Genomic DNA, 25159 nt, shown 5'->3' on the forward strand with positions numbered 1-25159 from the left:
ACCTAACTTCCTTGGTAGGTTCCGATGAGTGATTCGATCGTTTTTCCGTCCAGGTCGCGAAGCGCACCCTTGACCACTTTCCCGCCCGCGTTGCGCGGGAGTTCGGGAAGCACCACGAGATCCTTGGGCAATTTGAACGACGCGAGCCTGCCGTCGAGGAATTCGACCAGTTCGGCCAAGGACGGTTCGGTATCCGTCGCGGCGATGAAGGCGACCGGCACCTGCCCCCAGCGTTCGTCGGGCCGTCCGATCACGGCGACCTCCCGCACCGACGGATGCGCGGAAATCGCGTTCTCCAGTTCGGCGCAGTAGATGTTCTCGCCGCCGCTGATGATCATGTCCTTTTTGCGGTCGACCACCCAGATGAAACCGTCTTCGTCCTGTGAGACCAGATCGCCGGAATGGAACCAGCCGCCGGCGAAGGCTTCCGCGGTCTCGCGCGGTTTCCGCCAGTAGCCCTTGGTCACCATGGGGCCGCGGTAGACGATCTCGCCCACTTCGCCCGGCGCGACGTCGTTCATTTCGTCGTCCACGACGCGGTATTGGAGGGTCGGGATCGGTTTGCCGACCGAGCCGAGTTTGCGCATCGAGTCCTCGCCGCTGAGCACGCAGGTGATCGGTGAGGTCTCGGTCTGGCCGAACACGGCCACGTTCAGGGCGGCGGGGAACTTCTCGGCCATGGCGAGCAGCGTCGCCTTCGACGCGGGAGCCGCGCCCCAGCTGATGATCCGCAGTTTCAGCTCCCGTTCGGCGATGTCCGGCTGGGCGCAGATCAGATCCCATTGCTGGGGGACGTTGAACACCACGGTGGCGCCCTCGCGCTCGTAGGCGTCGAGCACCGCGCGCGGATCGAAGGCGCCCAGCGGGTGGATCACGACCACCCCGCCGACCAGGAAGTTCGCCACGATCGAACCCAGTCCGGCGATGTGGAAGAAGGGCGCGGTCAGGAAGGCGACGTCGGTGTCGTCGAAGATCTTCATCGCCCGGATGCAGGTGAGCGCCTGCATCTGCAGGTTCTGATGGGACAGCATCACCCCTTTCGGTGTGCCGGTGGTGCCCGAGGTGTACATGATCAGCGCCGTCGATTCCTCGCTGACGTCGGGCAGTTCCAGCGGTTCGCGCGCGGTCAGGAATTCCTCGTACTCCGTGCGGCCGTCGGCGTCGTCCGGCTCGCCGATGACGAGCACCGTCGGAATCGAAGCGGCGTTCGGCGCGGCGTCGAGCAGGGGGAGCAACCGCGCGTCGACGACGACGGCGGACGGCGTGCAGTCGGCCAGGATGTGGTCGAGCTCCGCCGGCGCGAGCCGGAAACTGAGCGGGACGGCCATGGCGCCCAGGCTGTTCGCCGCGAACACGGTCTCCACGAACCACGGGTGGTTCAAGGTCAGCGTCGCCACGCGATCGCCTTCGGTCACACCGCGGGCGGCGAGGCCGGCGGCCAGGCTCAACGACCGTCGCGACAGGTCCGCCCAGGTGGTCGTCTCGCCGAGGTACCGCAGCGCGGGCTTGCCCGGTCGCATCATCGCGTGCGTGGCCGCGTGCGCCATCCAGTGGTGCCGGAAGGACGAGGCGGGAGCCGAAGCGGTCGACATGGCCATCCTCAGTGTCGGAGCGGGACTGGTCGCGAGGCCAGTATGCCTGCCAAGTGGCCGGTTGAGAAGCGATAAGTTAATCGAAAATCACATCGCGACGCCGACCGTGCACTCCGTTCCCCCTGGTGGTGATCCGGTTCGTGGTTGACTTCCCGCATGGTCCTGTCCCCGCGCGCGGCCACCCGGCCGCGCAACCGCAAGCAGCAGATCGTCGACGCGGCCGGGCGGATCTTCAGCGAGCACGGCTACCACGCGGCGTCGATGGAGGAGATCGCCGCCGACGTGGGAATCACCGCGGCGGCCCTGTACCGGCACTTCCCGAACAAGTACGCGTTGTTCGCCGCGTGTGCGAACGTCATGGCCGATCGGCTCGTCGCCACGCTCGACGAGGTGGCGCCCGGCGCCCCGCTGGCGGACGTGCTCGCCGCCGTCACGCAGGGGACGGTCGTCCATCGCGCGTCGAGTGGCCTGTACCGCTGGGAATCCCGGTACCTCGAACGTGCGGACCGGCAGTCGCTCGCGCTGAAGTTCGGGCAGGTCGTGGACCGGGTGGCCGAGGCGGTGCGGCGCGAGTACCCGCTTCCCGACGAGGGCTTGCGGGCGGTGGCCGCCCTCGGCGTGATCGGGTCGATCACGATGCACCGCACCTCGATCGCCCAGCGCCGGGTCGAAGAGGTACTGGTCGAGTCCGCTCTGCGCGTGGCCGCGACCGATCCGACGACGGGCGTCCCTGGCACGCACGCCGTCGAGCTGCCGTCCGGCACGGAGCCCCGCACCCGGCGTTCGGAGATCATCGAGGCGGCCATCCCGCTGTTCGAACGGGACGGATTCGCCAACGTCACGAACGGCCGGATCGCCGAAGCCGTCGGGCTGGTGCCGTCCGCGCTCTACCGGTATTTCCCCGGCAAGGCCGACATTCTCGCCGCCGCCTGTCTGCAGGCCGCGGGAATCCTGGCCCAGGCGGTGGAGCAGAACCTTCGCGACGTCGACGGCCCGAGCGAGGCGCTGCTCGCGCTGGCGCGGACCTACGTGGCCTACAGCTTCGAGCACACCGCGCTCACCAGCGTCGCCAACGCCGAACTCGCGGGTCTGCCCGCGGCCCTGCAGCGTCCTTTGGTCGGCGCGCAGCGCGAGCACATCGCCGTCTGGGAACGGCATTTGCGGTCGGCGCGGCCGGAACTCGACCAACGTCAGGCGAGGGTGCTCGTGCACGCCGGTTTCGGGGTGGTGGTCGAAGCGGGACGGAGGTTGCGCTGGGAGGACGTCCCCGCCAACCGTGACGCCGTCAGCGCCTTGCTCGTCGGAGCGTTGGGGATCTGACGCGCCGACGGCTCAGGGCTCGCGGTGGCCGAGGCCTGCCGAGACCTGCCGGGCCGCGCGGCCGACGACGCGGTTCAGGCCGCGCATCCGGGCGGCGGGCATGTACGGCCGGGTCGCCGAAACGCTGATGGCCCCGGCGATCGCGCCGGTGGCGTCCCGGATCGGCGCCGCGACACAGCGGATCCCCGGTTCGTTGTCCTCCAGGTCCATCGCCACCCCGGACTCCGCGTACTCGCGCATGCGCGCCAGGAACGCGTCGACGTCCTCCGGGCGCACCCTGCCGGGTTCCACGGGTGTCTCGGCCAGGTAGAGGTCCCGCCATTCCGGCGCGGAGTCCAGCAGCAGCGCCATACCGACACCGGTGCGGGTCAACGGCATCCGGTGCCCGATCCGCGAGCGCATCTCCGCACCCCGTGAGCCGGGCAGCTTGTCCAGGTACAGCACCGAATCCCCGTCGCGGACGGCCAGATGCACCGTGTCGCGCAACTGCTCCGCCAGCTCCTCCAGCACCGGCCGGGCGACCACCGGCAGCGGACTGCCGTGCAGTGCCTGGAAACCCAGCTCGATCAAGGTGGGCCCGAGCGCGTAACCGTCCCGTCCACTGCGCAGGTATCCCTCGCTGACCAGCAGCTGGACCAGCCGGTGCGCGGTGCTGCGGCCCAGCCCGGTGTCCTCGACCAGCCCGCGGAGGTCGGTCTCGCCGCCGGCGACCGCGCGGATCAGCGCGAGGCCGCGGGCGAGGGTCTGGGTGCCGGGCGGTGCCGTGTCGGACATACCGGAATCCTACATATAGGGACGGCGATCGCATTATCGGGAACGCGACCGCACGATGTCGCTCGTGACCGACACCGAACCCGCCTTGATCGCGCTCGACTGGGGAACCTCCGGTCAGCGTGCCTGGCTGCTCGGCGCGGACGGCGGGATCCTGGCCGCCCGCAGCGCCGGGCGTGGACTGCTGACCACGACCGAGGACGTGGACCTCGATGACCCGCGAGCCAGGGAGGCCGCCTACGAGTCCGCCTTCCGGAAGACCTGCGGAGACTGGCTCACGGAAGTCCCCGGGCTGCCCGCCCTCGCCGCCGGCATGGTGGGCAGCGCGCAGGGCTGGGCCGACTCCGGCTACCGCACCGTCCCGGCGAGCCTCGACTTCCCGTCCCTCGTCCCGGTGTCCCACCGCGGCGGCGTGCTCCATCTCGTGCCGGGACTGCGGATCCCGTCCGGTGCGCACCCCGGCGACGTGATCCGCGGCGAGGAAACCCAGTTGGTCGGCGTACTCGAAACGCTCGGCGGTCCCGGCGGACCGCTCACCGTGGTACTCCCCGGCACGCACAGCAAATGGGTCCGCGTCGAGGACGGGATCGTCACCGGCTTCACCACCGCGATGACCGGCGAACTGTACGGATTGCTGATCACACACGGCATCCTCGCCCGCACGGCCGCCGATCCGGTCGCCGACGACGAGGCCTTCTCCCGGGGACTGGCCGCGGGACGGCGTTCGCGCGGGCTCGCCACGGAGGCGTTCGGTGCCCGCCCGCTCGTGCTCGACGGCGTCCTAAAACCGGCGTCGCTGCCCGACTACCTCTCCGGTGTCCTGATCGCCGACGAGGTCTCGCATCTGTTGCGTGACAACGACACCCGCGTGGTGCTGTGCGGCGCGGACGAACTCTGCCGTCGCTACGCCACCGCCCTCGCCGACAGGGGAGTGGAGGCCACCGTGCTGTCCGAAGAGGTCACCGCCCGAGGGCTGTGGCGGATCGCGACGGCCGCCGGACTGCTCGAAGACCGTCTCGAAAGGACACTGAAACCGTGACCGGATTGATCGCGATCCTGCGCGGGGTGACCCCGGCCGAGGTCGTCGGCGTCGGCCGGGCGCTCGTCGACGCCGGATTCCCCGCCATCGAGGTGCCACTGAACTCGCCGGAACCGTTCGCGAGCGTCCGCCTGCTCGCCGACGCGTTCGGGGACCGGTGCGAGATCGGCGCGGGCACCGTGCTCACCACCGAAGACGTCGGCCGGGCGAAGGCGGCCGGGGCGCGGCTGATCGTGGCGCCCAACACCGATCCCGCAGTGATCTCCGCCGCCGTGGCCGAGGGGATGACGCCGTACCCCGGGGTCGCCACACCGACCGAGGCGTTCACCGCGCTGGCCGCGGGCGCCCGATATCTCAAGCTGTTCCCCGCCGACGCGGTCGGGATCGGGGGCATGAAGGCGTGGCGCGCCGTGCTGCCGCGCGAAGCCGGACTGCTGCCGGTCGGCGGGGTCGACGAAACGAACCTGGCGGCCTGGGCCGCCGCCGGGGCGGCCGGGGCGGGGCTGGGTTCCTGCCTCTACCGGCCGGGTGACACCGCCGACGCGGTCGGCGTCCGTGCCCGCGCACTTTCCGAGATCTGGCACCAGGAATAGGAAAAAGAACCATGAAGATCGTGTCAATGACGACATATCAGGTGCCGCCGCGCTGGTCGTTCCTGAAGATCGAAACGGACGAGGGTGTCACCGGCTGGGGCGAACCGGTCCTCGAGGGCCGGGCCGCTTCGGTGGCCGCGACCGTCGAGGAGCTCTCCGACTACCTGATCGGCAAAGACCCCTCGCAGATCGAGGATCTGTGGACCGTGCTGTACCGCGGCGGGTTCTATCGGGGCGGCGGTCTCCACATGAGCGCACTGGCCGGGATCGACCAGGCCCTGTGGGACATCAAGGGCAAGGCGCTCGGCGTCCCCGTGCACGAACTGCTCGGCGGCCGGGTGCGCGAGGCGATCAAGGTGTACTCGTGGATCGGCGGCGACCGTCCGGCCGAGACCGCCCGCGCCGCCCGCGAGGTGGTGGACCGCGGGTTCAGCGCGGTGAAGATGAACGGGACCGAGGAACTGTCCTATCTGGACACCTGGGACAAGGTCGACCGCTGCGTGGCCAATGTGGACGCGGTGCGCCGGGCGGTGGGACCGAACATCGGTATCGGGGTTGACTTCCACGGCCGCGTGCACAAGCCGATGGCCAAGGTCCTGCTGCGCGAACTGGAGCCTTACCGGCTGATGTTCGTCGAGGAACCGGTGCTTTCCGAGCACGTCGACGGATTCGCCGACGTCCTCCGCAACTCGCCGATCCCGATCGCGCTCGGCGAGCGGCTGTTCTCGCGGTGGGATTTCAAGACCGTGCTGGCGTCGGGCGCCGTCGACATCATCCAGCCGGACCCGTCGCACTGCGGCGGCATCACCGAGGCACGCAAGATCGCGCACATGGCCGAGGCGTACGACGTCGGCCTGGCGCTGCACTGCCCGCTCGGCCCGATCGCGCTGGCGGCCTGCCTGCAGATCGACGCGGGCTGCTACAACGCGACGATCCAGGAGCAGAGCCTCGGCATCCACTACAACACGAGCAACGACCTCCTCGACTACCTGGCGGATCCGTCGGTGTTCGCCTACGACGGGGGACAGGTCGTCATCCCCCGCGGGCCGGGGCTGGGCATCGAGATCAACGAGGAGTACGTCGCCGAACGGGCGGCCGAGGGCCATCGCTGGCGGAATCCGGTGTGGCGGCACGCCGACGGCTCCTTCGCGGAATGGTGAGCGTGATGACCACTGCCGTGCGTCCCACCAGGTTCCGGGTGCTCATCGCGGTGATGCTGTTCATCACCGTCGTCATCAACTATCTCGACCGGTCGAACCTGTCGATCGCGATGCCCGCAATCGCAGGCGAACTCGATCTGTCCAAAGCGGAACAGGGCATCCTCCTGTCGGCCTTCGGCTGGACCTACGCCGCGCTGCAACTGCCCGGCGGCTGGCTCGTCGACAAGATCCCGCCGCGGCTGCTCTATCCGGCCTGCCTGATCCTGTGGTCGCTCGCGACGTTCTTCATGGGGATCATCGGCGGGTTCGTGGCGCTGATCGCGTTGCGGCTGATGGTCGGCGTCTTCGAGGCGCCCGCCTATCCGATCAACAGCAAGATCGCGACCGTCTGGTTCCCGGAACGCGAACGCGCCACGGCGATCGGCTTCTACACCTCGGGCCAGTTCATCGGCCTCGCCCTCCTGACGCCCGTGCTGTCCTGGTTGCAGACCGTGCTTTCGTGGCACTGGGTGTTCATCGCCACCGGTCTGGTCGGCATCCTCTGGGCCGTGCTCTGGTACGCGAAGTACCGCGAACCGCGTGACTCGCGGGCCAACGAGGCCGAGGTGGAGCTGATCAGCTCCGGCGGCGGCCTGGTGGACCTGCCGCGCGAACGACCGGAGCGGGCGCGGATTACGCGTGCGGATCTGGCGACCGTGCTGGGCAGCCGGAAGCTGTGGGGGATCTACTTCGGACAGTTCTGCCTGACGTCCACGCTCTGGTTCTTCCTCACCTGGTTCCCGACGTATCTCGTCGAATACCGGGAAATGGACTACATCAAGTCCGGCTTCCTGGCGTCGCTCCCGTTCATCGCGGCTTTGGTCGGTGTGCTGGTTTCCGGTGTCCTGTCGGACTTCCTGGTGCGGCGCGGCGCTTCGCTCGGGGTGGCGCGGAAGGGCCCGATCATCGCCGGGCTGCTGCTGAGCACCGTGATGGTCATGGCCGGGTTCACCGACTCGACCGCGATGGTCATCGTGATCCTGTCCATCGCCTTCTTCGGCAACGGGCTCGCCTCGATCACCTGGTCGCTGGTCTCCGCGCTGGCGCCGCGGCGGTTGCTCGGGCTGACCGGCGGGATGTTCAACTTCATCGGGAACCTGTCGTCGATCGCCACGCCGATCGTCATCGGCCTGATCGTCACCGACGACAGTTTCGCGCCCGGTTTCGCCTACATGACCGTGATCACGGTCGCCGGGATCCTGTCCTACGTCTTCCTGGTCGGAAAGGTCGAGCGCGTGGCCGCGCGGATACCGGCGGAATCCGCGCGGGTGTGACGGGCCACACCTCACATTTCACGCGGCCGCGTCGTCGGTAGGGCAGAAACATCCACTACCGCAAGGAGAACGCGATGAACGCGCGGCTCGACTACTTCGCCAACCCGGTCGGCGGAAAATTCATGAGGCCCCTGATCTCGGCAGGAAGGGGGCTGGCCGACTCGCCCCTGCCGCTCACGATCCAGGAGCTGGTCCGGATGCGCGCGAGCCAGATCAACGGCTGCGCGGTATGCCTGGACATCCACACCAAGGAAGCCGCCGCCGCGGGCGAAACGGACGTGCGGATCAACCTGGTCGCCGTCTGGCGTGAGGCGTCCGTCTTCAGTGAGGCCGAGCGTGCCGCGCTGGAGGTGACCGAGCAGGCCTGCCGTATGGCCGACGGCGGCGTAGTCACCGATGAGGCGTGGGCGAACGCCGCCAAGCATTTCGACGAGGACCAGCTCGCCGCGCTGGTGGGGGTGATCTCGCTGATCAACGCCTTCAACCGGGTGAACGCCATCGTCCAGAACCCCGGTGGCGACTACCGGGCGGGGCAGTTCGCATGACCGTCACCGAGACGGCACGCAACCGGGCGGCGTTCAGCCGCTTCCACGAGGCGACCAACACCGGCGACTTGGCCCTCATCGAGAAGACGATCGACGAGGTCGTCGCGCCGGACGTGGTGTTCCACGCACCGGTGCCGATGGAGACGACCGGGGCGCAGGCACTGAAACAAGTGTGGACGGTGCTGCTCCGTGCGTTCCCCGACGTGCGGGTCACGGCCGAGGACGTGCTCGCCGACGGGGACAGGATCGTCTGCCGGAACGTCGTCACCGGTACCCACCAAGGCGAGTACCGAGGACTGCCCGCCACCGGGAAGACGGTTTCCTACAACGAGATCTTCATCCTCCGCTTCGCCGGAGGGCGGGTCGCCGAGATCTGGGGTGTGGTGGACGTGCTCACCCAGCTGCGGCAACTCGGCGCCCTCGCGGCGTAGCGGTCAGGCTCCGGACCAGGGACGGAGCTTCTCCGGATTCCGCATCCCCCAGATGTGCTGGATGCGGTCTCCGGAGACGTGGAACGCGAAGACGGCGACGGTCTGTCCTGCCTGTTCGAGCACGAGGCCGGGCAGACCGTTGACGTCCCGCTCCACCAGATCGAGTCCGGACGTCCACTGCGCCAACGTGATGAGATAGGAAGCGACTTCGTCGCTCCCTTCGAACGGATGCAGCGCCGCCCTGACGACGCCACCGCCGTCGCTGGCCGCCTTCACGTCGGGATCGAGCAGACCGATGAGGGCTTGGATGTCCTTGGCCTCCCAAGCTTTCTTGAATTCCCTGACGAGATCGGCCTGCGTGGCGACCGGGGCAGGCGCGACGCGCGTCGCACGGATACGGCGGCGTGCCGAGGACGCCAGCTGGCGGCAGGCGGCCGGGCTGCGGCCGACGATCTCCGCGACCTCGGCGAAGGCGTAACGGAACACGTCGTGCAGGACGAACGCGACCCGCTCGGCCGGGGTCAGCGACTCGAGCACGACGAGGAACGCCATGTTGATCGACTCGTCGAGAGTGATCCGATCGGCCGGGTCGACGGCGGGCGGCCGCCCCGTCGCCCACTCGACGTGTCCCGGCAGCGGCTCGGGAAGCCACTCGCCGACGTAGCGTTCCCTCCGCGCGCGTGCCGACCCGAGGAGGTCCAGGCAGATCCGGCTGGCGACCGTCGTCAGCCAGGCTCCCGGGGACTCGATCGCTTCCCGCTGCGCGGGGGACAAGGCGTACCAACGGGTGTAGGTCTCCTGCACCACGTCCTCGGCCTCGGAAAGGGAACCGATCAGGCGATACGCGAGCCCGATCAGCTGACGCCGCTCACTCACGATCGCCTTGAGTCCCGGGTCGAGCGTTGGTTCGTTCATGGGTTCCGCCCCCTGGTCGCGTGTGGTGTCCCGGGTACGACGAGACACCGGCGCCGGATGTGAGGTCACCTCCGGCGCCGGTGGGCTAGGCCGTCACCGCGCGGGGAAGTCCTTGCGCTTGATCTTGGCCCGGCGTCCGTCTGGATGGTGGAAGACGACGCCCTCCGCCACGTGCCCGGGCGAGAACCGGCTGTCCAGCGTTTCGAGGAAGTCCCGCAGTTCGTGGTAGCTGCGCGGTACCTCGGGCAACGACGGCGCCTGGAGATCGAACGGGACGCACCGGTGCTCTTCCAGACCGAGGGGATTGCCTTGGATACGAGGGCCGAGCGCCTCGCTCGGATGCTCCCCATCGGGCCACCCGGACACATCGGTGTTCCCCGCCGCCGCGAGGATCCACTTGTCGTCGGCGGATTCGCTGTCGGTGTCCACGTACCAGCCGTCCACGATGCCCTGCTGCTTCTGCGCCTTGCTCGGGTTGCGGCGCCGCTCGACCCGGACCAGCTGTCCCGAGCGCACGGTCAGCCGGACGTTGGTGCCGTCGAGTTTCTCGGTTCCCACCCCGGCGCCGTCGAATACCCAGGCGCACTCGGCACGTGGCCTGTCGACGACGTGGAAGCGCTCGTCTCGCTCGAAAAGCGTGGGGATCTTCTCCATGACTGTCTTGCCTTTCACGACGTGCCCGATGAGTTCCTCTGCACTGACGACACCGGCGGTCAGCCCGCCGGCGAGCGCCCGTATCAGCTCCGCCACGGAAACGTCGGCTTCGACGGCCACGTGCTTCAGCGCCTTCTTTTCCTCAGGGGAGATCCACGCGACCAGCCGTGACCACCCTTCAGGAGGCGTCCATCGGGCCAGTGCCGCTGGGTCCTTGCGCGGCCTGCCCCGTCCTCGTGCCTGCTCCACGGCCGAACCGTAGCCAGCCCTGGGGCCTTGTGTCAATTGGCATAACAGAAAATAATGACGAGGTCAGGGCCTTGTTCGCGGACTGTCCCTCCGGAGTCAGTGCGCCCCGGCTTCGCCGAGGATCCGGGCGACGGCCGTCTGTCCCTTGGCCCGGGCGTGGGCGAGGGGAGTGACGCCCTGCTTGTCGGCGAGGTTCACGTCGGCGCCCGCGGCGACGAGGGCGCGGACCACTTCCTGGTGACGCGGCCCGCCGTCGCCGAGGACGACCGCCTCCAGCAGCGCGGTCCAGCCGAGGTCGTTCACGTGGTCGACGTCGATCCCACTGCCGGCCACCAGCCGCACGTACTCGGCGTGCCCGCGTTCGGAGGCGGGGATCAGCGAGACGCCGCCGTACCGGTTGGTGATGGTCAGGTCCGGCTTGGCCTGGAGCAGCAGCTTCGCCATCGGGACACTGCCGGTGACCCCGGTGACCAGCCACGGTGTGTCGTGCCGCCCGTCGAGCGCGTTCGGGTCGGCGCCCGCCTTGACGAGGATCTCGGCCACCTCGAGCCGGTCTTCGGTGACGGCGACGAGCAGCGGGGTCCGGCCGCGATCGTCACGGGTCTCCAGGTCGGCGCCGGCTTCGATGGCCTGCCGGACCCGGTTCGGGTCGGCTTCGAAGAGTTGGCTCACGGGGACTCCTTGTCGGGGCGGCTGGGACGAAGCGGGTGGCGTGGTAGGGGTGCCCTGTGCCGTCGGGGGTGGTGCGCTCGGTGCCTGCGGGGAGCAGGCACCGAGCACGAGGGCGGCGAGCAGAGCCACGATCGCCCGCTCACCGATCATCAGCGAAGTTCCCCGATGGCGCGCAGGCCGGCGGTGGCGAACTTCTCGTCGAGGTCGCCGCTGGGCGCGCCGCCGACGCCGATCCCGGCGATCGGGCCGCCGTTCGCGGCGACCGGCACACCGCCGCCGAGGAAGAGCGTGCCCGGGATGTCGCGGATGGTCGGACCGTCGCTCTGGGCGTTCTTGGCCAGCGCGGAGGTCGGCTGCCCGAAGGAGACCGCGGTGAAGGCTTTCCGCTTGGCGGACTCTTCGGTCTGCGGCCCGGCGCCATCGCCCTTGAGCAGGACGCGGACGTCTCCCGACCGGTCGATCACGGCGACGGTGATCCGCTGGCCCTCCTTCTCTGCGGCGTCCAGCGCGGCCTGCGCGGCACGGGTCGCGGCGTCGACGCCGAGCACGCTGGTCTGCACGACGGCCTGCGCTGCGGCGGGCTGCTGCGGTTTGCGGTCCTGCTGTGCCTGCGCCGCGCCCACGCCGGTGGCCAGCGCGACGGTCGCGAGGCCGGCCGTCATGCCCAGGACGAGACGAGTGCGGGGAAGCTTGGCGTTCATCGGATTTCCTTTGCGGTGAGGGGGTGTTTCGTTCTCCCTCGACTTTCCCGCCTGGCGGGCCGCGGCGAATCGGGCGAGCGGATATCGATCGGGCGCCGAGCGGTCGGTGCGGGCATCAACCGAACGATTGATGCGGAGCACCCCGCCTCCCCGCATACGATCATCGGCGAGGAAGGGAGGGCCGGAATGAAACCGCATCTGGGCGAGACCACCGGGCTGAACGCCGCGATGCACGCCGGGTTCTTCCTGCTGCTCGCCGCGTCCGTGGCCCGGTTCGTCGCGGGGCACGGATTGAGCGGTGCCACCCCGCTGATCCTCGTGCTCACCGGCGCGCTCGCGCTGGTCTACGTGGCGGGTGTGCTGAGCTGGGAGGCGCTCGACCGGTGGCGTCCGGTGTGGCTGACGGCGGTGATCGCGGTCTGGCTGGCGCTGGTGGTGGCCGCGCCGAGTTTCGCTTGGTGCGCCGTGCCCTTGTTCTTCGTCTGCCTGCAGATGCTGCGCCCGCGGATGATGATCGCGGTGGTCGTGCTCCTCACCGTCGCGACCATCCTCGCCCAGCTGAGGATCGCGGACGGATTCGATCCGAGCATCGTGCTCGCGCCCATCGCGGTCGCGCTGATGGCCACGATGACGTTCCTGCAACTCGACCGGGACCGGCTCGAACTGGGCCAGACCGTCGGGGAGCTCCTGCGCACCAGGATCGACCTCGCCGAGAGCCAGCGAGTGGCCGGAATGGTGGAGGAACGGGAGCGATTGGCACGAGAGATCCACGACGTCCTCGCGCAGGGGCTTTCCAGTCTGCGGATACTGCTGCAAGCGGCGCAGCGGTCGTGGGAAACGGATCCGGAACTGGCCAAGGCCCACGTGTCCCGTGCCGTCGAAGCGGCGGGGGACAACCTCGACGAAGCGCGCCGGTTCGTCAAAGGCCTCGGATCGCCGCGGCTGGAGAGCACCGACCTCGACGAGACCCTGCGGGCGCTCGCCGAGCAGGTCGGGTTCGCCGTCACGCACCCGGTGCGCTTCGAGATCAGCGGGGATCCGCATCCCCTGGAGCCCGAGGTCGAGGCATGTCTGCTCCGGGTCGCGCAGAGTGCGTTGGCGAATGTCAGCGAGCACGCCAGGGCGACGAAGGCCGCCGTCACGCTGACCTATCTGGCCGACAAGGTCGTCCTCGACATCCGGGACGACGGTGTCGGCTTCGCCCCGGATTCGACCCGTGCGAGCGGCTTGCGGGGGAACGGGTTGCGGATGATCGGTGAGCGGGTCGCCGAACTCGGTGGTGAGATGGTCGTCGAGAGCGCACCGGGAGAGGGCACCGCGCTCGCCGTCGCGGTGCCCATCAGGGAGGTTCGATGACCGTCCAGGTGCTGATCGTCGACGACCATCCGGTGGTACGGGCGGGTATCGCCGCGTTGCTGGCCGGCGAGCCCGGCTTCGAGGTGATCGGCGAGTGCGCGAGCGCCGAGGAGGCCGTGCGGTTCGCGTCCGCCCGGAAGCCGGACGTCGTGCTGATGGACCTGCAGCTCGGCGATGGCCCGGACGGCGTGAGCGCCACCGAACGGCTGACCGCCCTGCCGGATCCGCCGAAGGTGCTGGTGCTCACCACCTACGACGCCGAACTGGACATCACCAGGGCGGTGGCCGCCGGGGCCACCGGCTACCTGCTCAAGGCGGGGCCGCCCGAGGATCTCTTCAAGGGCATTCACGCGGCCGCGCGTGGAGAGACCGCTCTGGCGCCGCAGGTCGCGGCCCGGCTCTTCGGGGCCATGCGGGCCCCGGCACCCGCGCTGAGCCCTCGTGAGACCGAGATCGTGCAATTGGTGGCGGAAGGGTTGATCAACCGGCAGATCGCCGCGCGCCTGTTCATCTCCGAAGCCACGGTGAAGACACACCTCGTCCACATCTACGACAAACTCGGCGTCGACAGCCGTGCCGGTGCGGTGGCCGTCGCCACGGAACGGAGGATCATCCGCAACTGACCGTGACGAGGATCAGCGGCGTGGTTCGATCGTCATGTCGCCCCGGGTCAGCGCGAGGATCGATTCCCTGGCGAGAAGCTCGTGCGGGTAGCCGAGTTCGATCGCGGAGGCCTCATCGAGGCGAGCCAACTGCGAGGCGGTGAACTCGACATCCAGCGCGCCGAGGTTGTCCTCCAGCTGCCCGGTGGTGCGGGCGCCGATGATCGGAGCCGTCACACCCGGGTTCCGCAGGGTCCATGCCAGCCCGATCTGGGCGGGGGTGCGGCCGAGTTCGGCGGCGACCTCCTTCACGACGTCCACGATGGCGAAGTTGCGCTCGGTGAGTGTGCCCAAGGCGAGGTTGAAGTCCTTGCGGGTGCCGTCTTCGGACGGCGTCGCGGACATGTCGGCTCGGCTGTACTTCCCGGTGAGCACCCCGCCGGCCAGCGGCGACCACGGGACCACGCCCAGGCCCATCTCGCGGGCCATGGGGATCAGGTCACGTTCCCCGGTGCGCTCGATCAGGTTGTACTCGATCTGCAGCGCGATCAGTGGCGACCAGCCGCGCAGGTCGGCGATCGCCTGCATCCGCGACACCTCCCAGGCCGGGGTGTTGGAGATCCCGACGTACAGGACCTTGCCCTGCCGGACCAGATCGTCCATCCCGCGGAGGATCTCCTCGACCGGCGTCGTGAAATCCCATACGTGCAGGTAAAGCAGATCGATGTAGTCCGTGCCCAGTCGCCGCAGACTGGCTTCCACCGACGCGAACAGGCTCTTGCGCTGGCCGCCGCCGGAATTCGGATCGCCGGGGCGGCGCAGGGTCGTGTACTTCGTCGCCAATACGAGGCTTTCGCGACGGTCGCGGGCGAATTCGCCGAGCAGCCGCTCGGAGCTGCCGTTCGTGTAGGTGTTGGCGGTGTCGATGAAGTTGCCGCCGCGTTCGATGTAGCGGTCGAACAGCTTGCGTGCCTCGTCCTGCTCGGCTCCCCAGCCCCAGTCCGTGCCGAAGGTCGCCGCGCCCAGTGCCAGCGGGGAAACCCGCAGCCCGGACCGGCCCAACAGCCGATAGGTGTCGAGGGTGAGCGACATCGGGTCCTCCTGTGCTCGTGTTCCGTTGTCGAAGCCGAGTCTGCGATCGCCGCGAGGTGGGGATAAGGGAGGACTCTTCCTGGGAACACGGGTCCCACCCTGGCTGTTGGACGGGGCATGACGACCTCGACCGTGGACACGACACAGGAGCTGGCCGCATTCCTGAGGACCCGGCGTGAACGCCTGGACCCGGAGGAATTCGGCCTGCCGTCACGCCGCCGGTCCCGGCGGACCCCGGGGCTGCGCCGCGAAGAGCTCGCCGAGCTGGCGGCGGTCAGCGTCGACTACATCGTGCGGCTGGAGCAGGCGCGTGGGCTTCGGCCCTCGGCCGATGTCGTGGAGGCGCTCGCCAAGGCGTTGCGCTTGGCTCCCGACGAACGCGCCTACCTCTTCGATCTGGCCAGGCAGCGTCCCCGCAACGCCGACAAGCTCGCCACCACCGCGGCTCCGCCGCTGGCCCGGCTGGTCGCGGATCTGTCGCCGCTGCCCGTCATGGTGTTGAACCACCGCTACGACATCCTGGCCTGGAACGACGAAATGGCGAGACTGCTGGTGGATTTCGGCGCCTTGCCGCCTGCCCAGCGAAACGCGATGTGGTTGTGCCTCAAGCATCCCGAGATCCGCGAGTTCTACGCGGATCGTGAACGTGTCGTGCGGGAAGGCATCGCCCATCTGCGCGCCGCCTGGGCCGCGCATCCGGACGATCAGGCCCTGACCGAGCTGATCACCGAATTCACCGCCGACGAGGAATTCGCGCGGCTGTGGGCGAAACGTGACGTCAAGGTCAACGGCCGCGGGCGCAAGGTGATGCGGCATCCCGAGGCGGGTGTGGTCGAACTGGACTACGAGGTGCTCACGCCGCTCGAGGATCAGGACCAGAGACTGGTGATCTACCGCGCCATGACCGAGGAAAGCCGCTCCGCGCTGGACCGGTTGTTCGCCCTCCCACGGCGGTAGGCGATTCGCGTACCGCGCCGATTTCAGGTGTCGACGGTACGAAGAAACCCATGACCTGGTGTGTACACGGAAGGTGTTTGAGCCGATCGCGTGATGCCTGTAAAAGGGCTGTCCGACGCATAGGTGACCGCTGATTTCGGTGGTACGGTCCATCGCGGTCGAAAAACCTTTCAAAAGAGAGTACGGGTAGTGGATTTCGACGCACTGATCGCCGAATTGCGGACCCTGCGGGAAAATGTCGCCGGAGTGACCGACACGGTGATAGCCGCTGTCGACGGAATACCGATCGTCGCCGACGCGGCGAAGGACATCGACCCCGCGGAGGTTTCCGCGCTCGCCGCCGCGAATCTCGGGATCGCGCGCCAGGCGGCCGAAGTGACGGGCAAGGGCACCCTCCGGCAGACCGTCGTGTTCAGCAGTGACGGCTACATGGCCGTTTACGCCATCGACCGGATGGCACTCATGGTCATCATGGGGGACAAGCGGTTGAATGTCGGCCGCCTTCTTTTCGAATGCCGTCCCGTCATCGACAGGATCAGCTCGATACTGGCCGCTTAGCCGGCAAACCAGGAAAGTGAGTTGGATGAACATCGAAAACGCGCTCAAGGAATGCATGTCGATCGCCGGAGCGGTCGGTGTCGCGCTGGTCGATTACGACAGCGGGATGTCGCTCGGCACCAGTGGGGGAGGTGATTGGCTCAATCTCGAGGTCGCGGCGGCGGGTAACACCGATGTCGTCAGATCGAAGATGCGGGTCATGTCCGCGCTGTCGCTCAACGACAGTATCGAGGACATCCTCATCACGTTGCACCGCCAATACCATCTGATCCGGCTGCTGGATTCCGTGAACGCCAGGAGTTCCCTCTTCCTGTACCTGGTGCTGGACCGGGACCAGGCGAATCTCGCGCTGGCCCGGCACTATCTCAAGCGCGTCGAGACGGAGTTGCAGGTCTGAAGACGAACGGGGGAAGCCGGCGATGACCGGAGTCGCGTCCAGTCACCACGCACTCGTCGCCGGCTCGGCGCTCATCGGCGGTCTCGGCTCGTTGTTCCCGGCGGGGTTGAAGCTCATCGGCCATCGGCTCGAATTCGTGTTCGTGCTGCCGGACGGCCGCCGCGCCGTCGACACCGAACCGTTCGTCGCGGTGAAAGAGCGGATCCGGCAGGTCGATGCCGGGATGCCGCCACCGCGGTTCTTCCTCGACACCGACGGCAGGTGGACGCGGCTGCACATGGAGTTCGCCGGAACCGCGGTCCGGGCGGTGATCGTGCTGCCGGACGAGCTGACGGCGGGGGCGATCAACGCGCCGTTCCTCGGCCGCTGGCAGAACCAGGTGCCCGGTGCCGTGCGGCTCGCGGTGGACGAGTTCGCGCGGATCCTCGCGCGATGCCGTCATCGGGCCGGGGGACCGGAGCCACTGATCGACCTGGAACTGGGGTACGTGCCCGTCCGGGACTTCGAGGCCGCGTTCGCTCGCGCCCACGAGCCGGTCCGGCCGTTCATCGCACCGGTCCGGCCGGTGTTCAAGATGCGCTGGCACGCGGTGACACTTGCGCAGCGCGAGGCCTTCACCGGTGACTTGATCGGCGTCAGGCCCCGGGGTCGGTGGCTTCGCCGCAGGTCGGCCGCGACGATCATGGGAGTCGAGGTGCAACTCCCGCCGAGGCACTGGCGGTAGGCCGATCGCGTGTCCGTGAAGGCCTCCCTACCTACCCTGAAGGTAGTGAAGGAGGCCTTCACGTCCTACGTCAGGCGGTGACGAGCGACAGACCGTAGTTCTGCAGGATCTCGTTCACCGGCTGAAACCAGGTCTCCCCGCCGGAACCGCAGTTGCCCCAGCCACCGGAGGTGACTCCCTGCGCCTGGTCACCGGTGATGAAGGAGCCGCCCGAGTCGCCGGGTTCGGCGCAGACGTTGGTGCGGGTCATCTGGTGGACGGCGCCCTGCGAGTAGTTGACCGTCTCGTTGTGCCCCAGGACGGTGCCGCAGTGCCAGTGCGTAGTCGAGCCGGACCTGCACACCGACGTGCCGACCGGCGCGACCCACGAACCCCGGACGAGCGCGTCGCTCACGGTGCCCCAGCCGAGGACGACCGGTGCGGTCCACCAGCCGTTGCCGATCCGGATGAACGCGTAATCGTTGCCGGGGAAGGAAGATCCAGCGAAGCTGCCCATCGCCGAGCCGTCCCAGCCGACGACCGAACTGCCGGTGCCGCCGCAGTGGCCGGCGCTGACGAATCCGCCGTGGACGCTGAACCCGATCGAGCAGCGGGTGTTCCCGTTGATGTAGTACGGGTCGCCGCCGACGGTGCCGGCGGCGAACGGCTCGGCCTTGGGCGCGGTGACCACCGTGACCGGACCGGATTTCCTTGCCCTGGCCAGGAAGTCGTCGACGTCGGAGCCGTGTGCGCCCGGTCGCAGCGCGACCACGACGCTGCCGCTGCGCGGATCGGCGCGCCAGCCGCTGACGGCGGCGGGGGCGGGCCGGGTCTTGGCCGACGAGTCGATTTCGGCCTTGGCCGCGTCGAGCCGCGCCGCGCTGACCGCGACCGCGGTGGGTTCGGCGCCTGCCGCCCGGACGGCGGACGCCGCCGCAGGATCGGTCACGCCGACGACGAGTGTGCCTCGCGCCGGATCGAACCAGGCGCCGCCGAACGCCGCGCCGGCGGCCCGCTGCGCGTCGGGCAGCACCCGCGAGGCGGTCATTTCCTGGGTGAGCCGGGTCGAGGCCTGCGCGGCGGTGAGTCCCAGGTCCCGCTGCATCGCGGCGAGCAATCCGGGGGACGCCTGCGCGACCGGGGCGAGGGCGGCGGAAGTGAGACTCGCGGTCAGGACGGCGGCGCCGCCGAGTGCCAGGGCGATTCTTCGACGCATGGTTACTCCTCCAAGGCCGGGGGAAAGAAACACACTGCCCGCCGAGTGTGGGGCCGCGGCCGGGGAAAGAGCGAGGAATGTCCGGTCTTCTGTCCGGAATTCCCAAGAGCGAATGTCGTCTACTTAGGACAGTCGATCGAATGGGCCCTCCGCGCGCTCTCGCGCCGGTTCCAGTACGTTGCGGGACATGACCGCGTCGCCGGAGGATGTGCCGGAGCAGGTGCTGCGCACCTCGATCGTCGAGCGGCTGTTCGCCCGTGAGGCCGACCCGCGTCCCCTGTTCACGCACCAGGACCACAGTGCCGGTGTGGACAGCACGGTCACCTGGACGGAGTTCGCCGCCCGGGTGCGAGTGGTCGCGGGCGCGCTGCGCCTGGTCACACGGCCGGGTGATCGCGTCGCCGTGCTCACCGGCCAGGACCTCAATTACCCTCTGGCCTTCTTCGGTGCGCTGGCCGCCGGGCTGGTGGCCGTCCCGTTGATGGCGCCGGGCAGCGCTTCCCAGCGAGGCAGGCTCACCGGGGTGCTGGCGGACTGCGGCGCAAGGGTTTGGCTGACTTCTTCGGCCGCCGTCGCGAAAGTGCGCGAAGCCGGCGAGCCGGATCACCTGATCGTGGTGGACGAACTCTCCGGGCCGGGGATCGATCCGCTCCCCGTCTCGCCGGAAAGCCCCGCGTATCTGCAGTACACGTCCGGGTCGACCCGCGAGCCCGCCGGTGCCGTGATCCCGCATCGGGCGGTGGCCGCCGCCTGCTGGCAGGCGAGCCGGGCCTACGCCGTCGACGAGGGCACGACCTGCGCCGGCTGGATCCCGTTCTTCCATGACATGGGCCTGATCCAGCTGCTGTGCCTGCCGGTCCACGCGGGAGCGCGATCGGTGTTCATGTCGCCCGCCGAATTCGTGCATCGCCCCGTGCGCTGGCTGCGACAGCTCGCCGATCACCCGGCCGTGTTCACCGCCGCGCCGAACTTCGCGTTCGACCTGGCCGTCGAAGCCGCCGACGAAGCGGGGGAAGACCTCGATCTCTCCGACGTCCGGGTCGCGCTCAACGGCGCCGAGCCGGTCCGGCCGCGGACGGTCGCGCGCTTCCTGGAAACCTTCGGGCCGCGAGGATTCCGCGCCGAAGCGCACCGTCCGTCCTACGGTCTGGCCGAGGCCACTGTGTACGTCGCGAGCGCGGGCGCGGAAGGGCCGCGCAGCGCGGTATTCGACAGGGAATCCCTGGCGCAGGGCCAGGCGATCGAGGTGCCGGACGGCCAGGAACTCGTCTCGGTCGGGCGCCCGCTCGGCCAACGGGTCCGGATCGTCGGCGAAGGCGTGGCACGGCCTGACGGTGTCGTCGGGGAGATCTGGATCCACGGGCCGAACGTCGCGTCGGGATACTGGGGCCGTGGTGACGCCGCCGCGTTCGGGGGCGAACTCGACGGCGTCGATGGTTGGCTGCGTACGGGTGACCTCGGCGTTTTCCACCGCGGCGACCTCTACATCACCGGCAGGCTCAAGGACCTCATCGTCATCGACGGCCGCAATTTCCACCCGCAGGACATCGAAGCGGTGGCGGGTGAAGCGCATCCGGCGATCCGCCGCGACCGCGTCGCCGCATTCGGTGTCTCGGACGAAAGGGGCGAAGGGGCGATGTTGGTAGCCGAATGGGCAAAGAACGCCGACGAGGATGTCAAAGAAGTGACGAGAGTGGTATTGCGCGCCGTTTCACGGGAACATGATCTGACGTTGCGATCTGTCCGTCTGGTTCCCTCCGGTGACCTTCCGCGCACTTCCAGTGGCAAGGTCGCGCGAGCCGCGGCGAGGGCGCGTTATAGTCGGCCCCGTGGGTGATCACCGCGCGGAGGTCGTGAAGGTCGTCAGTGAGACTTTTCGGCTTGATCCCGCCGAAATCGAGTCCGACGCGCCGCTCGAAGAGCTGGGTATCGACTCCAAGGGACGGATAAGACTCCTGTCGGCGCTGGAGATCTACCACGATGTGAGGATCGATCTGGACCAGCTGGACCGGTTCACCGACATCGGGTCGGTGGCCGAAGTGCTCGAAGAGGCACTCGGCGGTAAAGCCGACGGATCCGACGAAAGGCGCTGAAAAGAATGAGCGGGGGCTTCACCGCGGCGACCGATGCGCTTTCATCGGCGTCGAAGAACATCGGAAAGCTGACGGAGCAGTTGCTCGAAGACAATCCGGATCTGTCGAGCACTCCGGTGAACGCGGCCGGTTTCGGCCAGGCGCACGGCGACCACGCGAAGAAGTACACCGACGGGGTGGCGGCGTTGTGGGCCTCGGTCCAGGGGTACAGCACCACGCTCGGCTCGTTCGGCACGAACCTCGGCACCGCGGGCACCGCGTACGGCACCAACGAGGACGAGCAGAAGAACAAGATCACCAAGACGGGGATGCGCTAGTGGCGACCAAGACCACCTGGACCGACGTCAAGGCCGTCCTCGACGACCCGGCCGTTCCCGCCGAGCAGAAGACCAAGCTCATCGGCTCGTGGATGCGGACGCATCCGGCGCCCCCGCCGTGGACGGCGGACCAGGAGCCGGAGGAGATCAAGCAGAAGCGCAAGGAAGCCGAGAGGTACGCGGCGTCCTACAACGCCCTTCCGTTCCTGCCCTACGACGACGACCTCGACAAGGTCTACAACAGCGCGAAGGGCGCGGGCGATCAGGCCAGCTTCAACCGGAAGGCGGAGACGAAGGCCGTCGACGAGGGCAACAAGAAACTCGACGACACCAAGGAACCCACCGCCGAGGGAGCGGGGACCAAGACGTCGGACGAGATCTTCGACGCCGCCGCACCGGCGCTCAAGGTCTTCGAAACCTTCGGCTCCCTGCTGGGGAAGCTCCCGGAAGACTGCCGGGGCACCACCCGCGCGCTCGATTTCGAGAAGGACATCAAGAAGCCGTTCGACGAGCAGCGCGGCATCAACTTCAAGAACTTCGTCGACGACGCCGCCCACTTCAAGACCGGCTCGAAGACCGTCCAGAAGACCATCGACGACACCGGTTCGCAGCTGAACACCCTCTACGGGACGTGGACCGGCAAGGCCGCGGACGCCTCGTCGGACAACTACAACGAGAAGATCCTCCCCAAGGCCACGAAACTCTCGCAGACGCTGAACAACGCGAGCGAAGCGACGCTGCACACCAGCGCGACGGTGTTCAAGCTGTGCAAGGGAAAGGCCGACACGGTCATCGATCTCTACAAGGAGATCGTCGGCAAGGCGGACTTCCCGATGGCGCAGAAGGTCGTCGCCATCGCCGCCGGTGAGAAGAGCGGCAAGGAGGACCTCGGCGCGATCGCGGGCTGGATGGACGTCAACTTCGGCTCCAACCTGGTCCAGCAGTTGAACAACGACGGCTGCTGCGACGACGACGAGTTCAAGAAGCAGGGCCAGAACCTCGCCAAGCAGTGGATCCAGCGGCAGTTCATCCCCGAGATGTGGACCATCATCTACGAGGGCTTCGTCAAGTCCTGCAAGGACACCAAGGATTTCGTCAACCAGGCCTACGACGAACTCGACAAGGTGATGGGCAAGGTCAAGAACGAGTTCGAAGGCGCGGGCGACAAGGGCGGCGCGGGCGGTGCGGGCGGACCCGGTGGCACGGGCGGTGGGCCTGGCGGAACTGGCGGCGGACCCGGCGGCCAAGGGCCGGACTTCACCGGTGGCCAGGGTGGTTCCGGCGGTGGCCCCGGTGGTTCGGGGACCGGTGGACCCGGCGGTGAGACCGGTGGCGGGCCTGGTGGTTCGGGCAAGGGCCCGGACTTCACCGGCGGCACCGGTGGTGGGCCGGGCGGCGGTGCGGAGGGTGGCATGGGCGGCGGTCCCGGATCGGGTGGTTCCGGTCCGGGTGGTGGCACCGGCCCGTCGGCGCAGAAGCCCCCGCCGGTCCCGGACGTGAACATCCCCGAGAGCGGAGGATCGCCCGGCGGCGGTCCGGGCGGTGGACCGGACGAGAAGAAGGACCAGACGTCGCCTTCGGGCTCGGTCCCGCCGCCGTCGAACGGCGACGAGCAGAAGGCCGCCGCCGAAGAGGCGAAGAAGCAGGCGGCGGCCGCCGCCGAGAACGCGAAGAAGCAGGCTTCCGAGGCGCTGGGCAAACTCGGCGACGGTCCGACCGGTGGCGATCTCGGCGGTTCCGGTCCGGGCGGCGGTGGTCCCGGCGGCGGTGGCAACACGGACGCGGCGGCCGATGCCAAGGCCGCGGCCGAGAAGGCCACTGAAGAAGCGAAGAAGCAGGCCTCCGACGCGCTGGACAAGCTGGGTGACGCCCCTGGCGGCATGGGCGACGGCGATGCCAAGGACAGCGACTCGAAGGATGCCGAGAAGTCCGCGGACGAGGCGAAGAAGAAGGCTTCGGAAGCCTTGGACAAGCTCGGCGAAGAGCTGCCCGGTGAAGGCGGCGACAAGCTGGCCGGTGACAAACCCGGTGAGGACGGCGACAAGGCCGAGGACGGCGAGCGCGAGACTCTCAAGGTCAAGCAGGGCGACAAGACCTTCGAGATGACCGAGCCGGACAAAGACGGCGAGATGGAGATCAAGATCGGGGACGGCTCCGGGCCCGCCAAGGACTTCAAGCTCGACTGGACCGGCGACGGCGACGACTCCAAGCTGGGCTCCACTCCCGGCTCGGACGACGGGAAGCCGGACAAGGACGGCGTCCATCGTCCGGGGCCGGACGGCAAGATCCACATCCAGGACGGCGATGTGAAGATCACCGCCGAGCGACCCGACGGTCCGTCCGGGCCGACGGTCGTCACCGTCGACGACGGCACCGGCAAGCCGACCACGTACACCCTCGGCGAGGACAAACCGGCCACGGACAAGGCGTCGCATCCGTCGACTCCCGTCACCGGGACGGTGCAGCCCGACTCCAAGCCGGCGTCCACCCCGCATGAGGGTGGCGGCGGGACAGTCCCCGACGGGATCCGCGGGGGCGACGTCGGAGGTTCCGGTGGCGGCGGTTTCGGCGGTGGAGGTGCGTCGGCACCGTCGATGCCCTTCGAATCCGCGAGCCCGGCGGCCGGCCAGCCGCTGACCGAGGGCGTGCACACCGGTGGCGGGACACAGCAGCCGCAGCACGTGGCCGCGAGTGCCCCGTCCGCTCCGATGAGCGGCACGACGGGCCAGTCGTTCGGCGGCGCGATGCCCCCGATGGGCATGGGGGCCGGCGGTGCGGGCGGCCAGGGCGGCGACCAGGAACGGACCAACCGCGCGTACCGGATCGAGGGCGAGGTGTTCGACCGGATCAACGAACCCACCGGCCGGATCACCGGGTCGTTGCTGGACGATGAGGATCAGTCGGTCACCCGCAAGCGGTGAGCCGGGGCAGGGGAGAACAGATGAGCGCCGAGGACACCGCCGCCATGAGGGCGACCCTGGACGGTCTCGTCCGCGAGCAGTCGGAGCGCCGGGCACTGCGGGATCAGCGCGCCGACGAGATCAAGGCCAGCTCGCAGGAGTTCATGACCAAACAGGTCCAGACCGCCCAGCGGTACGTCGAGCATCGGCGGGAATTGGGGCAGCGCAAGACGAAGTCCGGTTGGAGCACCGACCGGTCGCACGCGCAGCCGGGCAACACGTCGGCGTTCGAAGACGACTCCGTGGACATGGCGGCTCCGTTCGGCTCGGAGCCGCCTCCCGTCCCCGCCGGACGGGACACGCCCCGGCGTGCTCCTCGCGCCCGCCCGGCACCGGCCGACGACGAGGACGACGCCTTCCTCAACAACCGTTGGCGTGACTGACTTCGTGCCGTCAGACGACGAGGCCGAGCACCAGCACGATCGGGAGCGAGATCACCGATGCCAGTGACATGGCGACGGTGTGCGTCTTGAACGTGCCCCGGGTGCTCAGCCGAGCAGGGACTGGGACATCCAGAAGAAGTTGCTGCTCACGTGAGGGAGGAACAGCGCGCCGGAACAGGCGGCGAGGGCGACCAGCACCACCGGGACGCCGAGTGAGCCCGCGATCGGCGCGAGGATGCCCGCCGCGGTGATCGCGGAGATCGAGATGGATCCCATCGCGATGTGCAGGCCCGATTTGCCGATCACTTCGGCGACCGAGCCGGAAAGCCCGGACAGCACGAGGATGGGGCCGGCCAGCGCCAGCGCCTTGCCGACGGCCGCGTTGACTTCGGCCGAGGGAAGGGCGCGCCGGGCGAGCGGCGCGGTGAGCACCAGGACCACGTCGGAGTAGATCGACGTGAACACGGTCGACAGGGAGACCGCGAACACCATCGGCACCCGCTTCTGGCCGCCGCCTTCGGCGCGCTGGCCGACGGCGTCCGCACCGCCGACCTCGGCGGCACGGCCGAC

27 protein-coding genes are annotated in these 25159 nt (G+C 68.8%); 18 read left to right on the plus strand and 9 right to left on the minus strand.

The features are described from left to right. Window positions 1-2: 2 nt before the first annotated feature. Window positions 3-1592, minus strand: a complete 1590-nt coding sequence (locus AVR91_RS14005) for an AMP-binding protein (RefSeq protein WP_063271178.1) — start codon at window positions 1590-1592, stop codon at window positions 3-5. A 156-nt stretch (window positions 1593-1748) separates the two neighbouring features. Here AVR91_RS14005 and AVR91_RS14010 point away from each other — a divergent pair, with 156 nt between their 5' ends. Then, on the plus strand, window positions 1749-2912 hold the full coding sequence (locus tag AVR91_RS14010) for a TetR/AcrR family transcriptional regulator (RefSeq protein ID WP_063271177.1): 1164 nt from the start codon (window positions 1749-1751) through the stop codon (window positions 2910-2912). A 12-nt stretch (window positions 2913-2924) separates the two neighbouring features. Here the strand turns inward: AVR91_RS14010 and AVR91_RS14015 are convergent, their stop codons facing one another. Beyond that, window positions 2925-3686: an IclR family transcriptional regulator gene (locus tag AVR91_RS14015; protein ID WP_063271176.1), complete on the minus strand. Its 762-nt coding sequence runs from the start codon at window positions 3684-3686 to the stop codon at window positions 2925-2927. A 55-nt stretch (window positions 3687-3741) separates the two neighbouring features. Here AVR91_RS14015 and AVR91_RS14020 point away from each other — a divergent pair, with 55 nt between their 5' ends. The 6 genes from AVR91_RS14020 to AVR91_RS14045 all read left to right on the plus strand — a co-directional run bounded on the left by AVR91_RS14020 (window position 3742) and on the right by AVR91_RS14045 (window position 8764). Beyond that, window positions 3742-4722 (plus strand): 2-dehydro-3-deoxygalactonokinase, encoded by a 981-nt coding sequence (locus AVR91_RS14020; protein WP_063271175.1) that lies wholly within the window; start codon window positions 3742-3744, stop codon window positions 4720-4722. Next, window positions 4719-5315: a 2-dehydro-3-deoxy-6-phosphogalactonate aldolase gene (locus AVR91_RS14025; protein ID WP_063271174.1), complete on the plus strand. Its 597-nt coding sequence runs from the start codon at window positions 4719-4721 to the stop codon at window positions 5313-5315. The genes AVR91_RS14020 and AVR91_RS14025 overlap by 4 nt, the downstream gene beginning before the upstream one ends. Before the next feature lie 11 nt (window positions 5316-5326). Beyond that, window positions 5327-6475: a galactonate dehydratase gene (dgoD, locus tag AVR91_RS14030; RefSeq protein WP_063271173.1), complete on the plus strand. Its 1149-nt coding sequence runs from the start codon at window positions 5327-5329 to the stop codon at window positions 6473-6475. Between the two features lie 5 nt (window positions 6476-6480). Next, window positions 6481-7788, plus strand: coding sequence for an MFS transporter (locus AVR91_RS14035; RefSeq protein ID WP_063271244.1), 1308 nt, complete (start codon window positions 6481-6483; stop codon window positions 7786-7788). 74 nt (window positions 7789-7862) lie between these two features. Then, a complete protein-coding gene (locus AVR91_RS14040; protein WP_063271172.1) occupies window positions 7863-8333 on the plus strand; it encodes a carboxymuconolactone decarboxylase family protein in 471 nt (156 codons plus the stop codon). Next, a complete protein-coding gene (locus tag AVR91_RS14045; RefSeq protein WP_063271171.1) occupies window positions 8330-8764 on the plus strand; it encodes an ester cyclase in 435 nt (144 codons plus the stop codon). Before AVR91_RS14040 ends, AVR91_RS14045 begins: the two co-directional genes overlap by 4 nt. Before the next feature lie 3 nt (window positions 8765-8767). Here AVR91_RS14045 and sigJ read toward each other — a convergent pair whose 3' ends face one another. The 4 genes from sigJ to AVR91_RS14065 form a co-directional block, all read right to left on the minus strand. After that, window positions 8768-9679 (minus strand): RNA polymerase sigma factor SigJ, encoded by a 912-nt coding sequence (sigJ, locus tag AVR91_RS14050; protein WP_063271170.1) that lies wholly within the window; start codon window positions 9677-9679, stop codon window positions 8768-8770. A gap of 93 nt (window positions 9680-9772) precedes the next feature. Beyond that, a complete protein-coding gene (locus AVR91_RS14055) occupies window positions 9773-10582 on the minus strand; it encodes an RNA ligase family protein (RefSeq protein ID WP_228709201.1) in 810 nt (269 codons plus the stop codon). 96 nt (window positions 10583-10678) lie between these two features. After that, window positions 10679-11254 carry an ankyrin repeat domain-containing protein gene (locus AVR91_RS14060; RefSeq protein WP_063271168.1) on the minus strand — a complete coding sequence of 192 codons (576 nt, stop codon included), beginning with the start codon at window positions 11252-11254 and terminating at the stop codon, window positions 10679-10681. Between the two features lie 149 nt (window positions 11255-11403). Continuing rightward, window positions 11404-11955, minus strand: coding sequence for a GlcG/HbpS family heme-binding protein (locus AVR91_RS14065; RefSeq protein WP_063271167.1), 552 nt, complete (start codon window positions 11953-11955; stop codon window positions 11404-11406). Between the two features lie 186 nt (window positions 11956-12141). Here AVR91_RS14065 and AVR91_RS14070 point away from each other — a divergent pair, with 186 nt between their 5' ends. Beyond that, window positions 12142-13311, plus strand: a complete 1170-nt coding sequence (locus AVR91_RS14070; RefSeq protein WP_063271166.1) for a sensor histidine kinase — start codon at window positions 12142-12144, stop codon at window positions 13309-13311. Further along, the gene (locus AVR91_RS14075; RefSeq protein WP_063271165.1) at window positions 13308-13934 is read left to right on the plus strand and encodes a response regulator; all 627 of its coding nucleotides are present in this window, start codon (window positions 13308-13310) and stop codon (window positions 13932-13934) included. The genes AVR91_RS14070 and AVR91_RS14075 overlap by 4 nt, the downstream gene beginning before the upstream one ends. Before the next feature lie 12 nt (window positions 13935-13946). Here AVR91_RS14075 and AVR91_RS14080 read toward each other — a convergent pair whose 3' ends face one another. Continuing rightward, window positions 13947-15005, minus strand: coding sequence for an aldo/keto reductase (locus tag AVR91_RS14080; protein ID WP_063271164.1), 1059 nt, complete (start codon window positions 15003-15005; stop codon window positions 13947-13949). 117 nt (window positions 15006-15122) lie between these two features. On the opposite strand from AVR91_RS14080, the gene AVR91_RS14085 reads away from it, so the two are divergent. From AVR91_RS14085 to AVR91_RS14100, 4 genes are all read left to right on the plus strand, one after another. Then, window positions 15123-15962, plus strand: coding sequence for a helix-turn-helix transcriptional regulator (locus AVR91_RS14085; protein WP_063271163.1), 840 nt, complete (start codon window positions 15123-15125; stop codon window positions 15960-15962). A 189-nt stretch (window positions 15963-16151) separates the two neighbouring features. Beyond that, on the plus strand, window positions 16152-16520 hold the full coding sequence (locus AVR91_RS14090) for a roadblock/LC7 domain-containing protein (RefSeq protein WP_063271162.1): 369 nt from the start codon (window positions 16152-16154) through the stop codon (window positions 16518-16520). 25 nt (window positions 16521-16545) lie between these two features. Next, complete coding sequence (locus AVR91_RS14095) at window positions 16546-16917, plus strand: hypothetical protein (protein ID WP_037345225.1); 372 nt, start codon at window positions 16546-16548, stop codon at window positions 16915-16917. 22 nt (window positions 16918-16939) lie between these two features. Next, on the plus strand, window positions 16940-17641 hold the full coding sequence (locus AVR91_RS14100) for a hypothetical protein (RefSeq protein ID WP_063271161.1): 702 nt from the start codon (window positions 16940-16942) through the stop codon (window positions 17639-17641). 70 nt (window positions 17642-17711) lie between these two features. Here the strand turns inward: AVR91_RS14100 and AVR91_RS14105 are convergent, their stop codons facing one another. After that, entirely contained in the window at window positions 17712-18836 is a 1125-nt protein-coding gene (locus tag AVR91_RS14105) for a S1 family peptidase (protein WP_063271160.1), read from the minus strand. Window positions 18837-19023: 187 nt separating this feature from the next. On the opposite strand from AVR91_RS14105, the gene AVR91_RS14110 reads away from it, so the two are divergent. From AVR91_RS14110 to AVR91_RS14130, 5 genes are read left to right on the plus strand one after another with little or no spacing between them, the layout of a single operon-like run. After that, window positions 19024-20673, plus strand: coding sequence for a fatty acyl-AMP ligase (locus AVR91_RS14110; RefSeq protein WP_063271159.1), 1650 nt, complete (start codon window positions 19024-19026; stop codon window positions 20671-20673). Next, a complete protein-coding gene (locus AVR91_RS14115) occupies window positions 20666-20929 on the plus strand; it encodes an acyl carrier protein (RefSeq protein WP_016333369.1) in 264 nt (87 codons plus the stop codon). Before AVR91_RS14110 ends, AVR91_RS14115 begins: the two co-directional genes overlap by 8 nt. Before the next feature lie 5 nt (window positions 20930-20934). Then, on the plus strand, window positions 20935-21246 hold the full coding sequence (locus AVR91_RS14120; RefSeq protein WP_016333370.1) for a hypothetical protein: 312 nt from the start codon (window positions 20935-20937) through the stop codon (window positions 21244-21246). Beyond that, entirely contained in the window at window positions 21246-24167 is a 2922-nt protein-coding gene (locus tag AVR91_RS14125) for a WXG100 family type VII secretion target (protein WP_063271158.1), read from the plus strand. Before AVR91_RS14120 ends, AVR91_RS14125 begins: the two co-directional genes overlap by 1 nt. Before the next feature lie 20 nt (window positions 24168-24187). After that, window positions 24188-24589: a hypothetical protein gene (locus tag AVR91_RS14130; RefSeq protein ID WP_063271157.1), complete on the plus strand. Its 402-nt coding sequence runs from the start codon at window positions 24188-24190 to the stop codon at window positions 24587-24589. Between the two features lie 105 nt (window positions 24590-24694). On the opposite strand, the gene AVR91_RS14135 is transcribed toward AVR91_RS14130, so the two are convergent. Beyond that, entirely contained in the window at window positions 24695-25081 is a 387-nt protein-coding gene (locus AVR91_RS14135) for a GntP family permease (protein WP_228709203.1), read from the minus strand. Window positions 25082-25159: the final 78 nt, after the last annotated feature.

This window comes from Amycolatopsis keratiniphila subsp. keratiniphila (assembly GCF_001620365.2).
GTDB classification, from domain to species: domain Bacteria; phylum Actinomycetota; class Actinomycetes; order Mycobacteriales; family Pseudonocardiaceae; genus Amycolatopsis; species Amycolatopsis keratiniphila.

Coding starts and splice junctions, on each gene's coding strand:
- AVR91_RS14100 (WP_063271161.1), top strand. CDS start 16,940: ATGACCGGAGTCGCGTCCAGTCACCACGCACTCGTCGCCGGCTCGGCG.
- AVR91_RS14065 (WP_063271167.1), bottom strand. CDS start 11,955: ATGAACGCCAAGCTTCCCCGCACTCGTCTCGTCCTGGGCATGACGGCC.
- AVR91_RS14075 (WP_063271165.1), top strand. CDS start 13,308: ATGACCGTCCAGGTGCTGATCGTCGACGACCATCCGGTGGTACGGGCG.
- dgoD (WP_063271173.1), top strand. CDS start 5,327: ATGAAGATCGTGTCAATGACGACATATCAGGTGCCGCCGCGCTGGTCG.
- AVR91_RS14130 (WP_063271157.1), top strand. CDS start 24,188: ATGAGCGCCGAGGACACCGCCGCCATGAGGGCGACCCTGGACGGTCTC.
- AVR91_RS14045 (WP_063271171.1), top strand. CDS start 8,330: ATGACCGTCACCGAGACGGCACGCAACCGGGCGGCGTTCAGCCGCTTC.
- AVR91_RS14095 (WP_037345225.1), top strand. CDS start 16,546: ATGAACATCGAAAACGCGCTCAAGGAATGCATGTCGATCGCCGGAGCG.
- AVR91_RS14105 (WP_063271160.1), bottom strand. CDS start 18,836: ATGCGTCGAAGAATCGCCCTGGCACTCGGCGGCGCCGCCGTCCTGACC.
- AVR91_RS14035 (WP_063271244.1), top strand. CDS start 6,481: ATGACCACTGCCGTGCGTCCCACCAGGTTCCGGGTGCTCATCGCGGTG.
- AVR91_RS14135 (WP_228709203.1), bottom strand. CDS start 25,081: ATGGTGTTCGCGGTCTCCCTGTCGACCGTGTTCACGTCGATCTACTCC.
- AVR91_RS14120 (WP_016333370.1), top strand. CDS start 20,935: ATGAGCGGGGGCTTCACCGCGGCGACCGATGCGCTTTCATCGGCGTCG.
- AVR91_RS14080 (WP_063271164.1), bottom strand. CDS start 15,005: ATGTCGCTCACCCTCGACACCTATCGGCTGTTGGGCCGGTCCGGGCTG.
- sigJ (WP_063271170.1), bottom strand. CDS start 9,679: ATGAACGAACCAACGCTCGACCCGGGACTCAAGGCGATCGTGAGTGAG.
- AVR91_RS14070 (WP_063271166.1), top strand. CDS start 12,142: ATGAAACCGCATCTGGGCGAGACCACCGGGCTGAACGCCGCGATGCAC.
- AVR91_RS14085 (WP_063271163.1), top strand. CDS start 15,123: ATGACGACCTCGACCGTGGACACGACACAGGAGCTGGCCGCATTCCTG.
- AVR91_RS14040 (WP_063271172.1), top strand. CDS start 7,863: ATGAACGCGCGGCTCGACTACTTCGCCAACCCGGTCGGCGGAAAATTC.
- AVR91_RS14005 (WP_063271178.1), bottom strand. CDS start 1,592: ATGTCGACCGCTTCGGCTCCCGCCTCGTCCTTCCGGCACCACTGGATG.
- AVR91_RS14020 (WP_063271175.1), top strand. CDS start 3,742: ATGTCGCTCGTGACCGACACCGAACCCGCCTTGATCGCGCTCGACTGG.
- AVR91_RS14110 (WP_063271159.1), top strand. CDS start 19,024: ATGACCGCGTCGCCGGAGGATGTGCCGGAGCAGGTGCTGCGCACCTCG.
- AVR91_RS14015 (WP_063271176.1), bottom strand. CDS start 3,686: ATGTCCGACACGGCACCGCCCGGCACCCAGACCCTCGCCCGCGGCCTC.
- AVR91_RS14010 (WP_063271177.1), top strand. CDS start 1,749: ATGGTCCTGTCCCCGCGCGCGGCCACCCGGCCGCGCAACCGCAAGCAG.